This is a genomic window from Pseudooceanicola nanhaiensis, from assembly GCF_020171315.1.
Taxonomy (GTDB): Bacteria; Pseudomonadota; Alphaproteobacteria; order Rhodobacterales; family Rhodobacteraceae; genus Pseudooceanicola; species Pseudooceanicola nanhaiensis_A.
Genome location: NZ_JAIUZP010000005.1, coordinates 350,354 through 364,557, shown reverse-complemented (window position 1 = coordinate 364,557; position 14,204 = coordinate 350,354). Strand labels below are relative to the sequence as shown.

The following is a 14,204-nucleotide window of genomic DNA, read 5'->3' as shown; positions in this document are numbered from 1 at the left end:
GAAAGCCTTTACCGCCCGCGCCCCGCGCCCGCAAGGCGGTGGCGGCGCCATGTCTCGATCATCCAGCCCAGCATGAGCGCATTCATCAGGTGCCAGAGGAAATGCGTGCCCCCCGGAAGCGCGGTGCAGAGCGGCCCGTCGAGCGCCCGGAAGGTGATCGAAAGCACCAGCAGACCCGCCCCGAGGGCGAGGTTGCGGGCCAGCACCGGCGCCCGGCGCCACAGCCCGATGGCATAGAGCGCGATCAGGAGCGGCACCGGCGCATAGCCGGCAGAGGAGCCGATGCCCGGGATCAGCCGGAAAAGCGGCAGGGTCAGCGCCACGAAGGGAAAGAAGGCCAGCACCGCGAGGGCGGCATGAAGCGGGCGCATGCCCCAGAAGTCCCGGTTCGCCACGAAGAGATAGGCGAGGATGAAGACGAGGATCGGCAACGTGTCGGCCATCCCCGCCCAGGCCTGCGCATGGGTGTGGAACAGCCACGAGCCGATCCCGATCACGAAGAGGTTTATGCAGAGCGCGCGCGCTGTCGTCCGGCCCGTCCTCAGCCCCGCACAGCGCGCCCCCATCACCGTCGCCGACAGCAGGAAAGCGAGGTTCGTCAGGGCGTTCACAGGTTCCGACCAGTATTCGGGCCCGGTCCGTTCGCAATAGGCGTCCACCGCCCGGGTCCAGTCCATCGGCTCTTTCCTTCCTCACGGCACGCGCTAGGCTCTGCCCCGTGTTTCCGGGCCGCCCGCCCCATGGGTGGCCGTTTCCGTTGGAGGTTCAACATGAAAATCATCTGGCTGGGCCACGGCTCCTTCCGTCTCGAGATCGAGGACAAGGTGCTGCTGATCGACCCCTTCCTGACCGGCAACCCCGTCTTCCCGGACGACAAGCGCGACACGGCCATCAAGGGCGCGACCCATATCTTCTGCACCCATGGCCACGGCGACCACGTCGCCGACGTTCCCGCCATCGCCGAGGAACTGGGCATCCCGGTCTTCGGCATGGTCGAGCTGATGGGCTGGCTCTCGGCCAAGAAGGGCGTCGCGAATGCCACCGGCTTCAACAAGGGCGGCACGATCGACCTTGGGAACGTGCAGGTCACCATGGTGAACGCGACCCACTCCTCCTCCACCGACGGGCCGGACGGGCCGCTCTACCTCGGTACCGAATCGGGCTTCATGATCTCGGGCGAAGGCCACACGATCTATTTCTCGGGCGATACGGACGTGATGGCGGACATGGGCGTCTTCAACGCGCTGCATGAACCCGACATCGGCATCCTGTGCGCCGGGGGCCATTACACGATGGACATGAAGCGCGCGGCCTATGCGGCCAAGACCTTCTTCGACTTCAAGACCGTCATCCCGATGCACTACAAGACCTTCCCGCTGCTGGAGCAATCGGCCGAGAAACTGGTCGCTGCCCTGCCCGGCGTGAACGTCATCGAGCCCGAGGTCATGACCGCGATCGAGATCTGATCGCCCTGACCGATGCTTGCGAGGGGCCGCCCGCGGCCCCTCAAAATTCTTCCAGGAATTTTGCCAAGATTTTTCGAAAAATCCTGGATGCGTCCGTCAGAGGGCCCTGCCCGTTTTCTTCGAAGAAAACGGACCGGAAAATTCGAATTTTCCGGGGAGAGCCTCACCGACGCGCGGCGAAGAAATCCTTCAGCAGCGCCTCGGCCGGTGCCGCACCGATCCCGTCATAGACCTCGGGCACATGGTGGCACTGGGGATGGGTGAAGATCCGCGGCCCCTGCGCCACGCCGCCCGACTTGGGATCGGCCGCCCCGTAATAGACCCGCGCGATCCGCGCGTTGGAGATCGCCGCCGCGCACATCGGGCAGGGTTCCAGCGTCACGTAGATATCGCAGCCCGGCAGCCGCTCCTGCCCCAGCGCCGCGCAGGCGGCGCGGATCACCAGTATCTCGGCATGGGCGGTGGGGTCGTTCAATTCCCGCGTGCGGTTGCCGTCGCGCGCCAGTACCGCCCCCTCCGGCGAGAGCAGCACGGCGCCCACCGGCACCTCGCCCCGGCGGCCTGCGGCCTGCGCCTCGTCCAGCGCGATCTGCATGTGGCTGCGGAATGTCATGGCCCTTCCTGCCCCGCTGTCCCGTCTTCCGCAAGCGCCCGAATCCGGCTATCGCGGGAAGATGGAGCAGAAATCCCCCCCCGGCGACCGGATCGCCAAAGTGCTGGCCCGCGCCGGCGTCGCCTCCCGCCGAGACGCGGAGCGGCTGGTCGAGGCTGGCCGCGTCACCGTCAACGGCAAGAAGATCGACAGCCCCGCGCTGAACGTGACCGAGCGTGACAAGATCACGGTGGACGGCAAGCCGCTGGCCGCCGCCGAGCCGCCGCGCCTCTGGCTCTACCACAAACCCACCGGCCTCGTGACCACGGCGAAGGACGAACAGGGCCGCGCCACGATCTTCGACGAACTGCCCGAGGACATGCCGCGCGTGATGTCCGTGGGCCGGCTCGACCTCAACTCCGAAGGGCTTCTGCTGCTGACCAACGATGGCGAGCTGAAGCGCCGGCTGGAGCTGCCGTCGACCGGCTGGCTGCGCAAGTACCGGGTGCGGGTGAACGGCAAGCCGCAGGACGCCGACCTCGAACCGCTGCGCAAGGGCGTGGTCATCGAGGGCGAAAAGTTCCAGCCGATGACGGTGACCGTCGACCGCCAGCAGGGCGCGAACGCCTGGCTGACCGTGGGCCTGCGCGAGGGCAAGAACCGCGAGATCCGCCGCGCCATGACCGAGATCGGTCTGACCGTGAACCGGCTGATCCGCGTCAGCTACGGGCCGTTCCAGCTGGGCCAGCTGAAGCCCGGCGCGGTCGAGGAACTGCGCCGCCGCGTGCTGCGCGACCAGCTGGGGCTGGAGCTGGGCGACGACATCGGCACTGCGCGCGCCGCCAAGGGCAAGCCCGGCCTGCGCCCGCGCAAGCCCGCCAAGCCGAAGCCCGAGGCCCCGGCCTGGGAAGGCACGATCTTCACCGGCAAGGGCATCACCGCGGGCCGCGCCGCCCGGGCCGATGGCCCTGCAGGCAAAGGCCCCCGTTCGGGTGGCGCCTCCACCGGCAAGGGGCCGCGCACCGAGGGCGGAGCCCCCGGTAGGGGCCCCCGCACTGGCGGCAAGCCCGGCGGCTTTGGCCGTGACCGCGCACAGGAGGGTGAAGGCTTCAACGCCAAGCCCGGCGCCCGCGCGCGCGATGGCAGCAAGCCGGGTTCCAAGACTGGCACCAAGTCTGGCCCGAAATCCGGCCCTACCTCCGGACCCAAGTCCGGCGCGAAGCCCGGGCCGCGCACCGGCTCCGGCGCAGGCCCGAAATCCGGGCCCAGACCCGGCCGTGACGGCGCCCCGTCCGGCCCGCGCCGCAAGCCGCGCGGCTGATCATGCAGCCTGTCCGCCTCGGACCGCAGGATGACATGGCCCCCGTCCATGCCCTGCTCCACGCGGCCTTTGCCTATATGGAGGCGCGGATCGATCCGCCCTCCTCGCTCCACCGCATGACGCCCGAGAGCCTCGCCCGCGACGCTGCGACGAAAGAGCTCTGGGTGATCCGCCCGGGCCCCGCGCCGCTGGCCTGCGTGCTGCTGACGCCCGAGACGGATCACCTCTACCTCGGCAAGCTCGCCGTGGCGGAGGCCGCCCGCGGCACGGGGCTGTCCCGGCAGTTGATGGACCATGCGGTGACGCGTGCCGCGGTCCTCGGCCTGCCCCGGATCGTGCTGCAATCCCGAATCGAGCTGACCGAGAACCACGCAATCTTTGCCCGCATGGGCTTCGTCGAGACCGGGCGCACGGCACATGACGGCTACGACCGGCCCACCAGCCTCACCTTTACCCGGGACCTCACCGCGACGGCCTGACGCCGTTTCCGCAGCGCCCGCCAATGAGGCGGGGCGCCCGGTTTTTCACCCCCTGCCCCGCAACGCCCCGCTTGCCGTCCGCGCCAAGACCGGCCACGCTGCCCGGAAAATTCGAATTTTCCGGCCCGTTTTCTTCGAAGAAAACGGACAGCCCCGCCGCCGGGTGCCCGGTTTCGGAAAGGCGGCCCTGCAGCGGACGGGGGTTTTCAGACGTTGCGTCACACAGTAGATCGCCCCGCATTCCCGCGCCCACGCGCCGCGACGCATCCTTGAAGGGACCCGGACCATGATCCTGAATATCGTCATCATTCTCGGCTTCCAGCTGGCGGGCGAGACGCTCGTGCGCGGGCTTGGCCTGTCGCTGCCCGGCCCCGTGCTGGGCCTTGCCGGGCTCTTCGTCACCTTCCTGCTGTTCCCGGCCGTGGCCCGGATGGTGTCCTCCACCGCGCAGGGGCTGCTGGCGCATCTCTCGATGCTCTTCGTGCCCGCGGGCGTCGGCGTGGTGCAGCACCTCTCCATCATGGAGAGCGAGGGCCTCGGCCTGCTGCTGGCGGTGCTGGCCTCGACGACGCTGGCGCTGATCGTGGGTGCCTTCACCTTCGTCGGCGTGGCGCGCCTGACCGAGGGCCCGAAGGAGGCCAAGCAATGACCGCGCTGCCCGATATCTGGACCTACCTCGCCAAGGGCCCGCTGCTCTGGCTGACCATGACGCTGCTGGCCTACGTGATCGGCGACGCTATCTTCCGGCGCTTCAACCGCGCGCCCTATGCGAACCCGGTGATGATCGCGACGATCCTCGTCTCGGCGCTGCTGCTGATCACCGGCACGCCCTATCACACCTATTTCGAGGGCGCGCAGTTCGTCCACTTCATGCTTGGCCCGGCGACCGTGTCGCTGGCGGTGCCGCTCTATGCCAACCGGGTCCACATCCGCCGGGCGCTGATCCCGATGCTGGCGGCGCTGGTGGCGGGCTCGCTCACCGCCGTTCTGGTGGCGATCGCCGTGGGGATGATGATGGGGCTCGATCACACCACGCTGGTCTCGCTGGCGCCCAAGAGCACCACCGCCCCGGTCGCCATCGGTATCTCCGAGAAGGTCGGCGGCCTGCCCACGCTGACCGCCGTTCTGGTGCTGATCACCGGCATCCTCGGCGCCATCGTGGTGACGCCCACCTTCAACGCCCTCGGCCTGACCGACTGGCGCGCCCGCGGCTTTGCCACCGGCGTGGCGGCCCATGGCGTGGGCACCGCAAGGGCACTGCAGATCAACGAGACGGCGGGCGCTTTCGCCGGCATCGGCATGGGGCTGAACGCCCTGCTCACCGCCGTCATCGTGCCCTATATCGTGACCTGGCTGCTCTGACGGCCCTGCGGCGCGCGGGCACTCAGCCCGCGAGCTGCGCCACGATCCCCGGCAACGCCGCGAAATCGTCGAAGGCGGCGGCGTGGGTCATCTCCTCTACCGCGCAATGACGATAGCCTTCGGTGAAAAGCGCGAAGGGCAGGCCCGCGCGCTCTGCCGTCTCGGCGTCGATTTCGCTGTCCCCGACATAGACCGCATGGCCCGCCCCAAGCTCGCTGAGCGAGAGGCGCAGCATCTCCGGATCGGGCTTGCGGGTTAGCAGGCTATCGCCGCAGACCACGCTGGCAAAGGTCTCGGAAAGGCCAAGATGCGCCAGCACCTCAATCGTCGCGGCCGCAGGTTTGTTGGTGCAGAGCGCGAGCGGATGGCCCGCCCCTGCCAGCTCCGCCAGCACCTCCGCCACGCCCGGGAAGAGCGCGGTGCGGCTGCCGCTGAGAGCCTTGTAGTGATGCATCGTCCGGTCGGTCAGCGCGGGCAGGCCCGCCCGGTCCAGCCGCAGGTGGTCGGCGGCCTGCTCCACCAGCCGGGGCAGGCCCCAGCCGATGAAGGAGACGACCGTCGGTAGGTCGAGCGGCCCGGCACCCACCTCTTCCAGCGCGGCGTTCAGCCCCTCCCGGATGTCCGGGGCCGAGGAGATCAGCGTGCCGTCGAGATCGAAGATCACCGGAAGGCGCGTGCTCATTCAGCGGCCTCCTCGGCGGGTTCGAGCGCCCAGTCGGGCAGCGCCTCGTCCCGCACCACCAGCGCGCCGAGGCGCCCCAGTTCGTCGGAGTTCTTGGCCCCGCGCCCGTTGCCGCCCGCCGCCACGGCGATGCGGTCATCCACGAAGCGCAGCACCGGGCGCACGTCCGGCGTGTAGGTGGTGACGCAGGGCACGTCGCGCATCTCCACCGCCCGAAGGCCCGGAATGAAGCGTTCGCACTTGGCCTGTAGGTAGGCGCCGACCTCCGGGTCGCCGCCGCTGCGGAACCAGTCCCGCATCGCCGCATCGTCGGGCAGCAGAATGTCCTCGGGATCGCCGCCGATCTTGAGCGCCACGGTGCCGTCGGGATAGCGGATCGGCGGCAGCATGTAGAATTCATCGCCCGAGGCATCGTGGTAGATCCAGCTCGGCATGTCTGCCAGCCGGGCGTGTTCCTCGGCGTCGAGCACGAAGAGCCGCACGAGGCGGGCATAGACGCTGAGCGTCAGCGCATTGGCCAGTAGCCGGTTGGTGAAGGCCCCGGCGGCAACCAGAACCCGGTCGGCGCGCAGGTCGCCCGCGCTGGTGCGGATCGTCACGCCCTGCGCATCCGGGTCGATGCCGATGGCCTCGGCCCGCAGGATCGCGGCGCCCGCGCGTTCGGCCGCGGCGGTCTGGGCGGCCACCATGCGGCGGGGGCTGATATGGCCCGCGCCCTTGGCCTCGTGCAGGCCCATCGTGCCCTCGGGGAAGCCGAAGTAGGGGAACCGCTCGGCCAGCGCCGCACCGGTCAGCGCATCGGCGGCGATGTCGTCGCGCGCCCGAACCGAGGCCACGCGGTGAATGTAGTCCTGCCCCTCGGGGCCGGACATCAGGCTGCCTGCCTCGGTGTAGAAGGCGATGCCGCTCTCGGCCTCGATCTCGCGGTAGCGCGCGATGGAGGCACGGCTGGCGCGGCTCCAGAACGGCGCAGGGTCGAGCCCGCGGGTGATCCGTCCCTCGTCGTAGTGGCTTCCGAAGACACCCTCGTGGGTGGCGAGGGCCGCGGGTTCGTCGGGGCCGATGAGGGTGACCTGCCCGCCGGCCTTGGCCAGATGACGTGCGGCGGCGGAGCCGATCAGCCCGCGCCCGATAACGGCGATATGCATGATGTCCTTTCCAATGAAAGCCCGCAGCTGGGGGTGGCTGGGCCTCTGCGCGGGCAGCTTTGCCCGACCCGACGACGATGTCCAGAACCGGCGCCGCCCCGCTTGCTCCGCACGCGGTTTTCGCCCATATTCCGGCCCGTGCCCGCATCTTGGGCAGCGCAAGCCCGGCCCGTCGAGGCCCCAGTCGGAAGGAACGCCAGCATGTCGATTGAAGCGCCCGAAACGAAGATCGTGGATTCTGCCAAGGTGGCCTGCGACGGCGGCGAAGGCGCGCTCGGACATCCCCGCGTCTGGCTGGCGATCCCGGAAGAGACCGGTTTCGTCGAATGCGGCTATTGCGATGCGAAATACGTGCTGCGCGGCTCCAAGGCCGAAGCCGAGCTGACCGCCGCGGCGAAGTAACCGCCCCGACGCGAGGCACCCAATACTTTTCGAAAAGTCTTGGGAAAGTTCTTCGAAGAATTTTCCGGGCGCGCGGCGGCCCCGACGCCCTGCCGCTGACGCTGTGCACCCGGCCGGGGCCGTGATCCGCGCAGCCCCCGCCCCGCACCATTGCCCGCTGGATGCCCGGGGCGGATCGTGGCATTACCGTCTCCGACCAACGGAGGCGCGACATGAGCAACGAGACCCCCAAGGACCAGCCCGCGACGCAGTTCGGCACGGGCTGCCACCTGCACCTGATCGACGGCTCTGCCTTCATCTTCCGCGCCTACCACGCCCTGCCGCCCCTGACGCGCAAGTCCGATGGCCTGCCGATCGGCGCGGTCTCGGGCTTCTGCAACATGCTGCAGAAGTATGTCGAGGATGCCACCGGCCCCGACGCCCCCACCCATGTCGCCGTTATCTTCGACAAGGGCAGTCACACCTTCCGCAACGATCTCTACGACCTCTACAAGGCCAACCGCGAGGCGATGCCCGAGGACCTGCGCCCGCAGATGCCGCTGACCCGGCAGGCGACCGAGGCCTTCAACATCGCCTGCAAGGAGCTGGAGGGCTACGAGGCCGATGACATCATCGCCACGCTGGCCTGTCAGGCCCGCGAGGCGGGCGGGCGCGTGACGATCATCTCCTCCGACAAGGACCTGATGCAGCTGGTGGGCGACGGGGTCGAGATGCTCGACGCCATGAAGAACCGCCGCATCGACCGCGACGGCGTGCACGAGAAGTTCGGCGTCTATCCCGACCGGGTGGTGGACGTGCAGGCGCTGGCCGGTGACTCGGTCGACAACGTGCCGGGCGCGCCGGGCATCGGGATCAAGACCGCGGCCCTCCTGATCAACGAATACGGCGACCTCGAGTCGCTGCTGGACCGCGCCGAGGAGATCAAGCAGCCAAAGCGCCGCCAGACCCTGATCGAGAACCGCGCGCAGATCGAACTGTCCAAGAAGCTGGTGCAGCTCGACTGCGACACGCCGCTCGACTTCTCCCTCGAAGACCTCGAGGTGAAGGACCCGGACCCCGAGGTGCTGATGGCCTTCCTGACCGAGATGGAGTTCCGCACCCTCACCGCCCGCGTCGCCAAGACGCTGAACGTCGAGGCCCCCGCGATCCCCGAGCCCGAGGTGACGCAGGCCAGCCCCGCCGCCACGCCCGAGGCCCCCAAGATCGACCCCGAGGCCTATGAATGCGTCTCGACCATGGAGGCGCTTCAGGTCTGGATCGACCGGATCAACGACCGCGGCTATGTCGCCGTGGACACCGAGACAAATTCGCTGAACGAGATGGTGGCCGAACTGGTGGGCATCTGTCTCAGCGTCAAGGCCGGTCAGGCCTGCTACATCCCGCTGGGCCACAAGGCCGGGGGCAGCGACGAGGGCCTCTTTCAGGATGACAGCCTTGCCGAGGGCCAGTTGCCGCTGAACGCCGTGCTGGACGCGCTGAAGCCGGTACTGGAGGACGACGCCGTCCTCAAGATCGGCCAGAACATGAAGTACGACGCCAAGGTCCTTGCCCGCTACGGTGTGACCATCGCGCCCTACGACGACACGATGCTGCTGTCCTACGCGCTGCACGCGGGCGAACACGGGCACGGGATGGACACGCTCTCCGAGCGGTACCTCGACCACACGCCGATCCCGATCAAGTCGCTGCTCGGCACCGGCAAGAGCGCGATCACCTTCGACAAGGTCCCCGTGGCCGAGGCGGTGAAATACGCCGCCGAAGATGCCGACATCACCCTGCGGCTGTGGCAGCTGTTCAAGCCGCAGCTGCACCGCGACCGCGTGACCACCGTCTACGAGACGCTGGAACGCCCGCTCTCGCCCGTGCTGGCGCAGATGGAGCGGCACGGCGTGAAGGTGGACCGCGACACGCTCTCGCGCATGTCGAACGCCTTTGCTCAGAAGATGGCCGCGCTGGAGGCCGAGATCCACGAACTCGCCGGCGAGACCTTCAACGTCGGCAGCCCGAAACAGCTGGGCGAGATCCTCTTTGACAAGATGGGGCTGGAAGGCGGCAAGAAGGGCAAGACCGGCGCCTATGCCACCGGCGCGGACGTGCTGGAGGATCTGGCGACGGAGCATGAGCTGCCGGGCCGCGTGCTGGACTGGCGCGCGCTCTCCAAGCTGAAATCCACCTATACCGACGCCCTGCAGACCCACATCAACCCCGAGACGGGCCGCGTCCACACCTCCTACGTCCAGACCGGGGCCAACACCGGGCGGCTCGCCTCGACCGATCCGAACCTGCAGAACATCCCCGTCCGCTCCGAAGAGGGCCGCCGCATCCGCGAGGCCTTCGTGGCGGAGGAGGGCAAGGTGCTGCTCTCGCTCGACTACAGCCAGATCGAGTTGCGCATCCTTGCTCATGTGGCCGGGATCGACGCGCTGAAACAGGCCTTCCACGAGGGGCAGGACATCCACGCGATGACCGCATCCGAGGTCTTCGGCGTGCCGGTCGAGGGGATGGATCCGATGGTGCGCCGTCAGGCCAAGGCGATCAACTTCGGCGTGATTTACGGGATTTCCGGCTTCGGGCTGGCGCGCAACCTGCGCATCCCCCGGGCCGAGGCGCAGGGCTTCATCGACCGCTACTTCGAGCGCTTCCCCGGCATCCGCGACTACATGGATGCCACGGTGGAATTCGGCAAGGCGCATGGCTACGTCCAGACGCTCTTTGGCCGCAAGATCCACACGCCCGAGATTGCCGCCAAGGGCCCCCGCGCGGGCTTTGCCAAACGTGCGGCGATCAACGCCCCGATCCAGGGCGCGGCGGCGGACATCATCCGGCGCGCCATGATCCGCATGCCCGAAGCCATCGCCCACCTGCCCGCCAAGATGCTGCTGCAGGTCCACGACGAACTGCTGTTCGAGGTGGACGAAGCCGCCGCGGACGAGGTCATCGCCGCCGCCCGCGCGGTGATGGAGAATGCCGCCGATCCGGCGGTGAAGCTCGACGTGCCGCTGGTGGTGGACGCAGGCCGCGGGGCAAACTGGGCGCAGGCGCACTGATCCTGCGCCGCGCCCGTATCGGGGTCTGGTTCGGGGCCTGTCGCTGAGCCTGCTGCGGTACCAGCACTGGCCCGTGACAGCCCCCGCGCCTGACCCCACGCAAGCGGCCCCCGGGCCGCTTTCCGCCGCGGGCTGTTGACGCCCGCACCTCACCTGCGCTAACCGCCACGGCCTGTAGCGCAACATTCAGGGGACCCGCATGGCACGTAAGCGCAAGGGCCGCGACATCTCGGGCTGGCTGGTGGTGGACAAACCCGCAGGGCTGACCTCCTCCGCCGTCGTCAACAAGGTGAAATGGGCCCTGAACGCCAACAAGGCGGGCCACGCCGGCACGCTGGATCCGGAGGCGACCGGTGTTCTGGCCATTGCGCTCGGCGAGGCGACGAAGACCGTGCCCTATGTCACGGACGCGCTGAAAGCCTACGAGTTCACGGTCCGCTTCGGGCAGGCCACCAACACCGACGATGCCGAGGGCGAGGTGATCGCCACCTCCGACGCGCGTCCGACCGAGGATGAGATCAAGGCCGCCCTGTCCGGGTTCCTTGGCGATATCGAACAGGTCCCCCCCAAGTTCTCCGCCGTGAAGATCGACGGTCAGCGCGCTTACAAGCTGGCCCGCGACGGCGAGGAGGTGGAGCTGGACGCCCGGCCCCTCTACGTCGACTCCCTGCTGCTGCTCGATGTGCCCGATGCCGACCATGCCGTGCTGGAAATGGTCTGCGGCAAGGGCGGCTACGTCCGCTCCATCGCCCGCGACCTTGGCGAGGCGCTCGGCTGCCATGGCCATGTGGCCACCCTGCGCCGGGTCTGGTCCGGGCCCTTCGAGGCCGCCAAGGGCATCACGCTGGAGACCATCGAGGCCCACGCCCGCACCGAGGAACTGGATGGCTACCTGCTGCCCGTGGAGACCGGCCTTGCCGATCTGCCCGAGGTGAAGGCCACGCCCGAAGGCGCGGCCCGGCTGACCAACGGCAACCCCGGCATGGTGATCGCCCATGACGTGGACTATGGCGAGGAATGCTGGGCCAGCCTCGACGGGCAGCCCGTCGCCGTCGGCATCTTCAAGGGCGGCGAGTTGCATCCGACCCGCGTGTTCCGGTTCTGACCGACGGGGCGATGATCACCCGGAGGCATGACGACGGCACGGTCCGCTCGGAGGCGCTCTATTCCCCCTGCGAGCGGTATCGCTATGCGCTGACACGGGTCTGGGCGCCCGACGCGCCCCGCCTCGTCTTCGTCATGCTGAACCCGTCGAAAGCGACCGAAACCCAGAACGACCCCACCATAGCCCGCTGTCAGGAGCGCGCCCGCCGTCTGGGCCATGGCGCGCTGCGGGTGGTCAATCTCTTTGCCTGGCGCGAGACCGATCCCAAGGCCCTGCGCGCGGCCGGGGCCCCGATCGGCCCCGAAAATGACGCCGTGCTGCGCGACGCCTGCGCCTGGGGTGACATGATCCTCGCCGGCTGGGGTTTTCACGGCGCCCACATGGGCCGCGACGCCGAGGTGGCGACCCTGCTGCGCGGCACCGGGCGGCCGCTGCATGTCCTCGGCCTGACGAAGGCCGGGCAGCCGCGCCACCCGCTCTACATCTCCTACGACACGGTGCCTCTGGCCTGGCAGGGCTAGGCCGTTAACCAACTGCTCCAATTGGCTTTGACCGGCCCCTGCCCCGCGCCCGATAATGACGCAGGGGAAGGGTCCGTCTGCGAGGACGAAAGCGGAGCACCGATGTTTGTGATTGCCAGCCTGATGGGCGCCTTGCTTGCCGGGACGACGGCCCTTCTTGGGCTGCATCCCTCCGAAGAGGAGGACGAGGAGGCCGAGACCGACACGGGCGACGATGCGTCGTCCGGTGGCACCTCCGTCGCCGACTTCCTCGACCTTGCGCCGCTCGGCGACGCCCTGTCCGACGCCGAGCCCGCCGATGTCGTGCCTGCCACTGAGGGGGCCACGGAAGTCGCACCCGACGCCCGCGCCGACGCAGCGAAGACCGTGCCTGCCGACACAACGGACAGCGCGGCGGACGAGGAGACCACCGAAGACCCCATGCAGGACGCGGCGGAAGACCCCGAACAAGAGGCAGCGGGCCCAAGTCCCGATCCTGTCAGCGGCATCCAGCCCGGCGGCCCGCTTGCCGATCTGCTGGCGGGCGGCGACGAAGACGACCAGATCCACGGCTATGCCGGTGCCGACAGCCTGTCGGGCGGCGACGGCGCGGACTGGCTTCTGGGCGGCGACGGCGACGACGTCATCGCGGGGGGCACGGGCAGCGACCAGATCGAGGGCAACGAGGGCGACGACACCCTGATGGGAGCGGACGGCGACGATCGTCTCTTTGGCGGGCTGAACCGCGACGCCCTCTTCGGCGGCGAGGGCGATGATTCGATGGAGGGTGGCATGGGTGCCGACAGCCTGTCCGGCGGCGCGGGGGCGGATGCGCTTCTGGGCGGTCATGGCAACGACCACCTGTCCGGCGGCCTTGGCACCGATACGCTCTTTGGCGGCTGGGGCGCGGACGTGCTCTCCGGCGTTGTCGCGCAGCTTGCCGAGGACGGGCTCTGGCTTGACGCCGATGCGCCGGACTTTCTCAACGGCGGCGCCGGGGCCGACACGATCATCGCGGGCAGCGGCGACATCGTGACCGCCGGACAGGGCTTCGACTCGATCCTCATCGGAGACTGGATGGCTGGCGGAGAAGCGGCCCATATCCTTGATTTCCAGCCCGGTACGGATCACCTGCTGGTGGTGCATGACGGCGATACGCCGGCCGAGGTCACGCTGCGCGATCTGCCCGAGGACGATCTGCAACAGGTGCTGCTGGATGGATCGGTCGTCGCCGTGCTCTCGGGCAGCGGCAGCGCAACGCTCGACGATGTGGTGGTGATGACACAGGCCGAGGCCGACGCGATGCTGGCGGCGGGCTGAGCCGGGCAGGGCCCGCCCCGGACCCCGCCGAGGGGCCCGCGACACCGGGGAGAATCCCTCTTTTCAAAGGGGAGCCGATGCTTTATCAGCCCGCAATCCGCGCCACGAGGGTGCGGTGACTCCATGGACCTTGCTGGACGACATCCCGGCTTGTGCCCGAACCCTTCAACCCAAGGAGACCCCGATGTCGATCACTGTTGAAGAAAAAGCCCGCGTGATGAAAGAATTCGCGACCAAGGAAGGCGACACCGGTTCGCCCGAAGTCCAGGTCGCAATCCTGTCCTCGCGCATCGCGACCCTGACCGAGCACTTCAAGACGCACAAGAAAGACAACCACGGCCGCCGCGGCCTGCTGATGATGGTTGCCCAGCGTCGTAAGCTGCTCGACTACCTGAAAGGCAAGGACGAAGCTCGCTACCAGTCGCTGATCCAGCGTCTCGGCCTGCGCCGCTAAGCCTTCCCGCAGGGAACGCATGAAAGGGGTCGCCTGCGCGGCCCCTTTTTCGTTGCGCGCCCTGCCCTGCCAAGGACCCGGCCACGGCCCTCACCAAGGGCCCCGCAGCCCCCTCCCAACGACCCCGGCAAGACGCCCACCATCACCCGGCCGCTTGCCCCGGGCGGGGCTATCCGCCGCAGCTCTTGCACCGCATTCGGGTCGAGAGACTGTGCCGTTTTCCTTTCTTTTCGTCCAAAACTCATGTATGGCCCGCCCATCTGAGACGTAGCGCCCGGACCCCGGCGCTGTGAAGGGAATGATGATGGGGTCGGCGGCAATGGGGC

The 14,204-nt window shown here is 68.6% G+C and carries 15 protein-coding genes; 11 read left to right on the top strand and 4 right to left on the bottom strand.

The window, feature by feature from the left end; all coding sequences use genetic code 11:
* Positions 1-8: 8 nt before the first annotated feature.
* The gene (locus LCM32_RS09380) at positions 9-677 is read right to left on the bottom strand and encodes a ceramidase domain-containing protein (RefSeq protein WP_224820787.1); all 669 of its coding nucleotides are present in this window, start codon (positions 675-677) and stop codon (positions 9-11) included.
* A 93-nt stretch (positions 678-770) separates the two neighbouring features.
* Here LCM32_RS09380 and LCM32_RS09375 point away from each other — a divergent pair, with 93 nt between their 5' ends.
* Positions 771-1,466, top strand: a complete 696-nt coding sequence (locus LCM32_RS09375) for a metal-dependent hydrolase (RefSeq protein WP_224820786.1) — start codon at positions 771-773, stop codon at positions 1,464-1,466.
* A gap of 163 nt (positions 1,467-1,629) precedes the next feature.
* Here the strand turns inward: LCM32_RS09375 and LCM32_RS09370 are convergent, their stop codons facing one another.
* Positions 1,630-2,079 (bottom strand): nucleoside deaminase, encoded by a 450-nt coding sequence (locus LCM32_RS09370; protein WP_224820785.1) that lies wholly within the window; start codon positions 2,077-2,079, stop codon positions 1,630-1,632.
* 61 nt (positions 2,080-2,140) lie between these two features.
* Between LCM32_RS09370 and LCM32_RS09365 the strand changes: the two genes are divergently transcribed.
* The 4 genes from LCM32_RS09365 (at position 2,141) to LCM32_RS09350 (ending at position 5,220) form a co-directional block, all read left to right on the top strand.
* Positions 2,141-3,379 (top strand): pseudouridine synthase, encoded by a 1,239-nt coding sequence (locus LCM32_RS09365; protein WP_224820784.1) that lies wholly within the window; start codon positions 2,141-2,143, stop codon positions 3,377-3,379.
* 2 nt (positions 3,380-3,381) lie between these two features.
* Complete coding sequence (locus tag LCM32_RS09360; protein ID WP_224820783.1) at positions 3,382-3,858, top strand: GNAT family N-acetyltransferase; 477 nt, start codon at positions 3,382-3,384, stop codon at positions 3,856-3,858.
* 286 nt (positions 3,859-4,144) lie between these two features.
* Complete coding sequence (locus LCM32_RS09355) at positions 4,145-4,507, top strand: CidA/LrgA family protein (RefSeq protein WP_222491045.1); 363 nt, start codon at positions 4,145-4,147, stop codon at positions 4,505-4,507.
* Positions 4,504-5,220, top strand: coding sequence for an LrgB family protein (locus tag LCM32_RS09350; protein WP_224820782.1), 717 nt, complete (start codon positions 4,504-4,506; stop codon positions 5,218-5,220). The genes LCM32_RS09355 and LCM32_RS09350 overlap by 4 nt, the downstream gene beginning before the upstream one ends.
* A 22-nt stretch (positions 5,221-5,242) precedes the next feature.
* On the opposite strand, the gene gph is transcribed toward LCM32_RS09350, so the two are convergent.
* Both gph and LCM32_RS09340 read right to left on the bottom strand, forming a co-directional pair.
* Positions 5,243-5,902 carry a phosphoglycolate phosphatase gene (gene gph, locus LCM32_RS09345; protein ID WP_224820781.1) on the bottom strand — a complete coding sequence of 220 codons (660 nt, stop codon included), beginning with the start codon at positions 5,900-5,902 and terminating at the stop codon, positions 5,243-5,245.
* A complete protein-coding gene (locus LCM32_RS09340; protein ID WP_224820780.1) occupies positions 5,899-7,050 on the bottom strand; it encodes an NAD(P)/FAD-dependent oxidoreductase in 1,152 nt (383 codons plus the stop codon). Before LCM32_RS09340 ends, gph begins: the two co-directional genes overlap by 4 nt.
* Before the next feature lie 201 nt (positions 7,051-7,251).
* Here LCM32_RS09340 and LCM32_RS09335 point away from each other — a divergent pair, with 201 nt between their 5' ends.
* The 6 genes from LCM32_RS09335 to rpsO all read left to right on the top strand — a co-directional run bounded on the left by LCM32_RS09335 (position 7,252) and on the right by rpsO (position 13,878).
* Complete coding sequence (locus tag LCM32_RS09335) at positions 7,252-7,452, top strand: zinc-finger domain-containing protein (RefSeq protein WP_224820779.1); 201 nt, start codon at positions 7,252-7,254, stop codon at positions 7,450-7,452.
* Between the two features lie 212 nt (positions 7,453-7,664).
* Positions 7,665-10,499 (top strand): DNA polymerase I, encoded by a 2,835-nt coding sequence (gene polA, locus LCM32_RS09330; RefSeq protein WP_224820778.1) that lies wholly within the window; start codon positions 7,665-7,667, stop codon positions 10,497-10,499.
* 199 nt (positions 10,500-10,698) lie between these two features.
* Positions 10,699-11,604, top strand: coding sequence for a tRNA pseudouridine(55) synthase TruB (truB, locus tag LCM32_RS09325; protein WP_224820777.1), 906 nt, complete (start codon positions 10,699-10,701; stop codon positions 11,602-11,604).
* An 11-nt stretch (positions 11,605-11,615) separates the two neighbouring features.
* Positions 11,616-12,125 carry a DUF1643 domain-containing protein gene (locus tag LCM32_RS09320; RefSeq protein ID WP_224820776.1) on the top strand — a complete coding sequence of 170 codons (510 nt, stop codon included), beginning with the start codon at positions 11,616-11,618 and terminating at the stop codon, positions 12,123-12,125.
* 102 nt (positions 12,126-12,227) lie between these two features.
* Positions 12,228-13,424, top strand: coding sequence for a calcium-binding protein (locus LCM32_RS21975; protein ID WP_263618135.1), 1,197 nt, complete (start codon positions 12,228-12,230; stop codon positions 13,422-13,424).
* Positions 13,425-13,608: 184 nt separating this feature from the next.
* Positions 13,609-13,878: a 30S ribosomal protein S15 gene (gene rpsO / locus LCM32_RS09305; RefSeq protein WP_224820775.1), complete on the top strand. Its 270-nt coding sequence runs from the start codon at positions 13,609-13,611 to the stop codon at positions 13,876-13,878.
* The last annotated feature ends 326 nt before the right edge of the window (positions 13,879-14,204 follow it).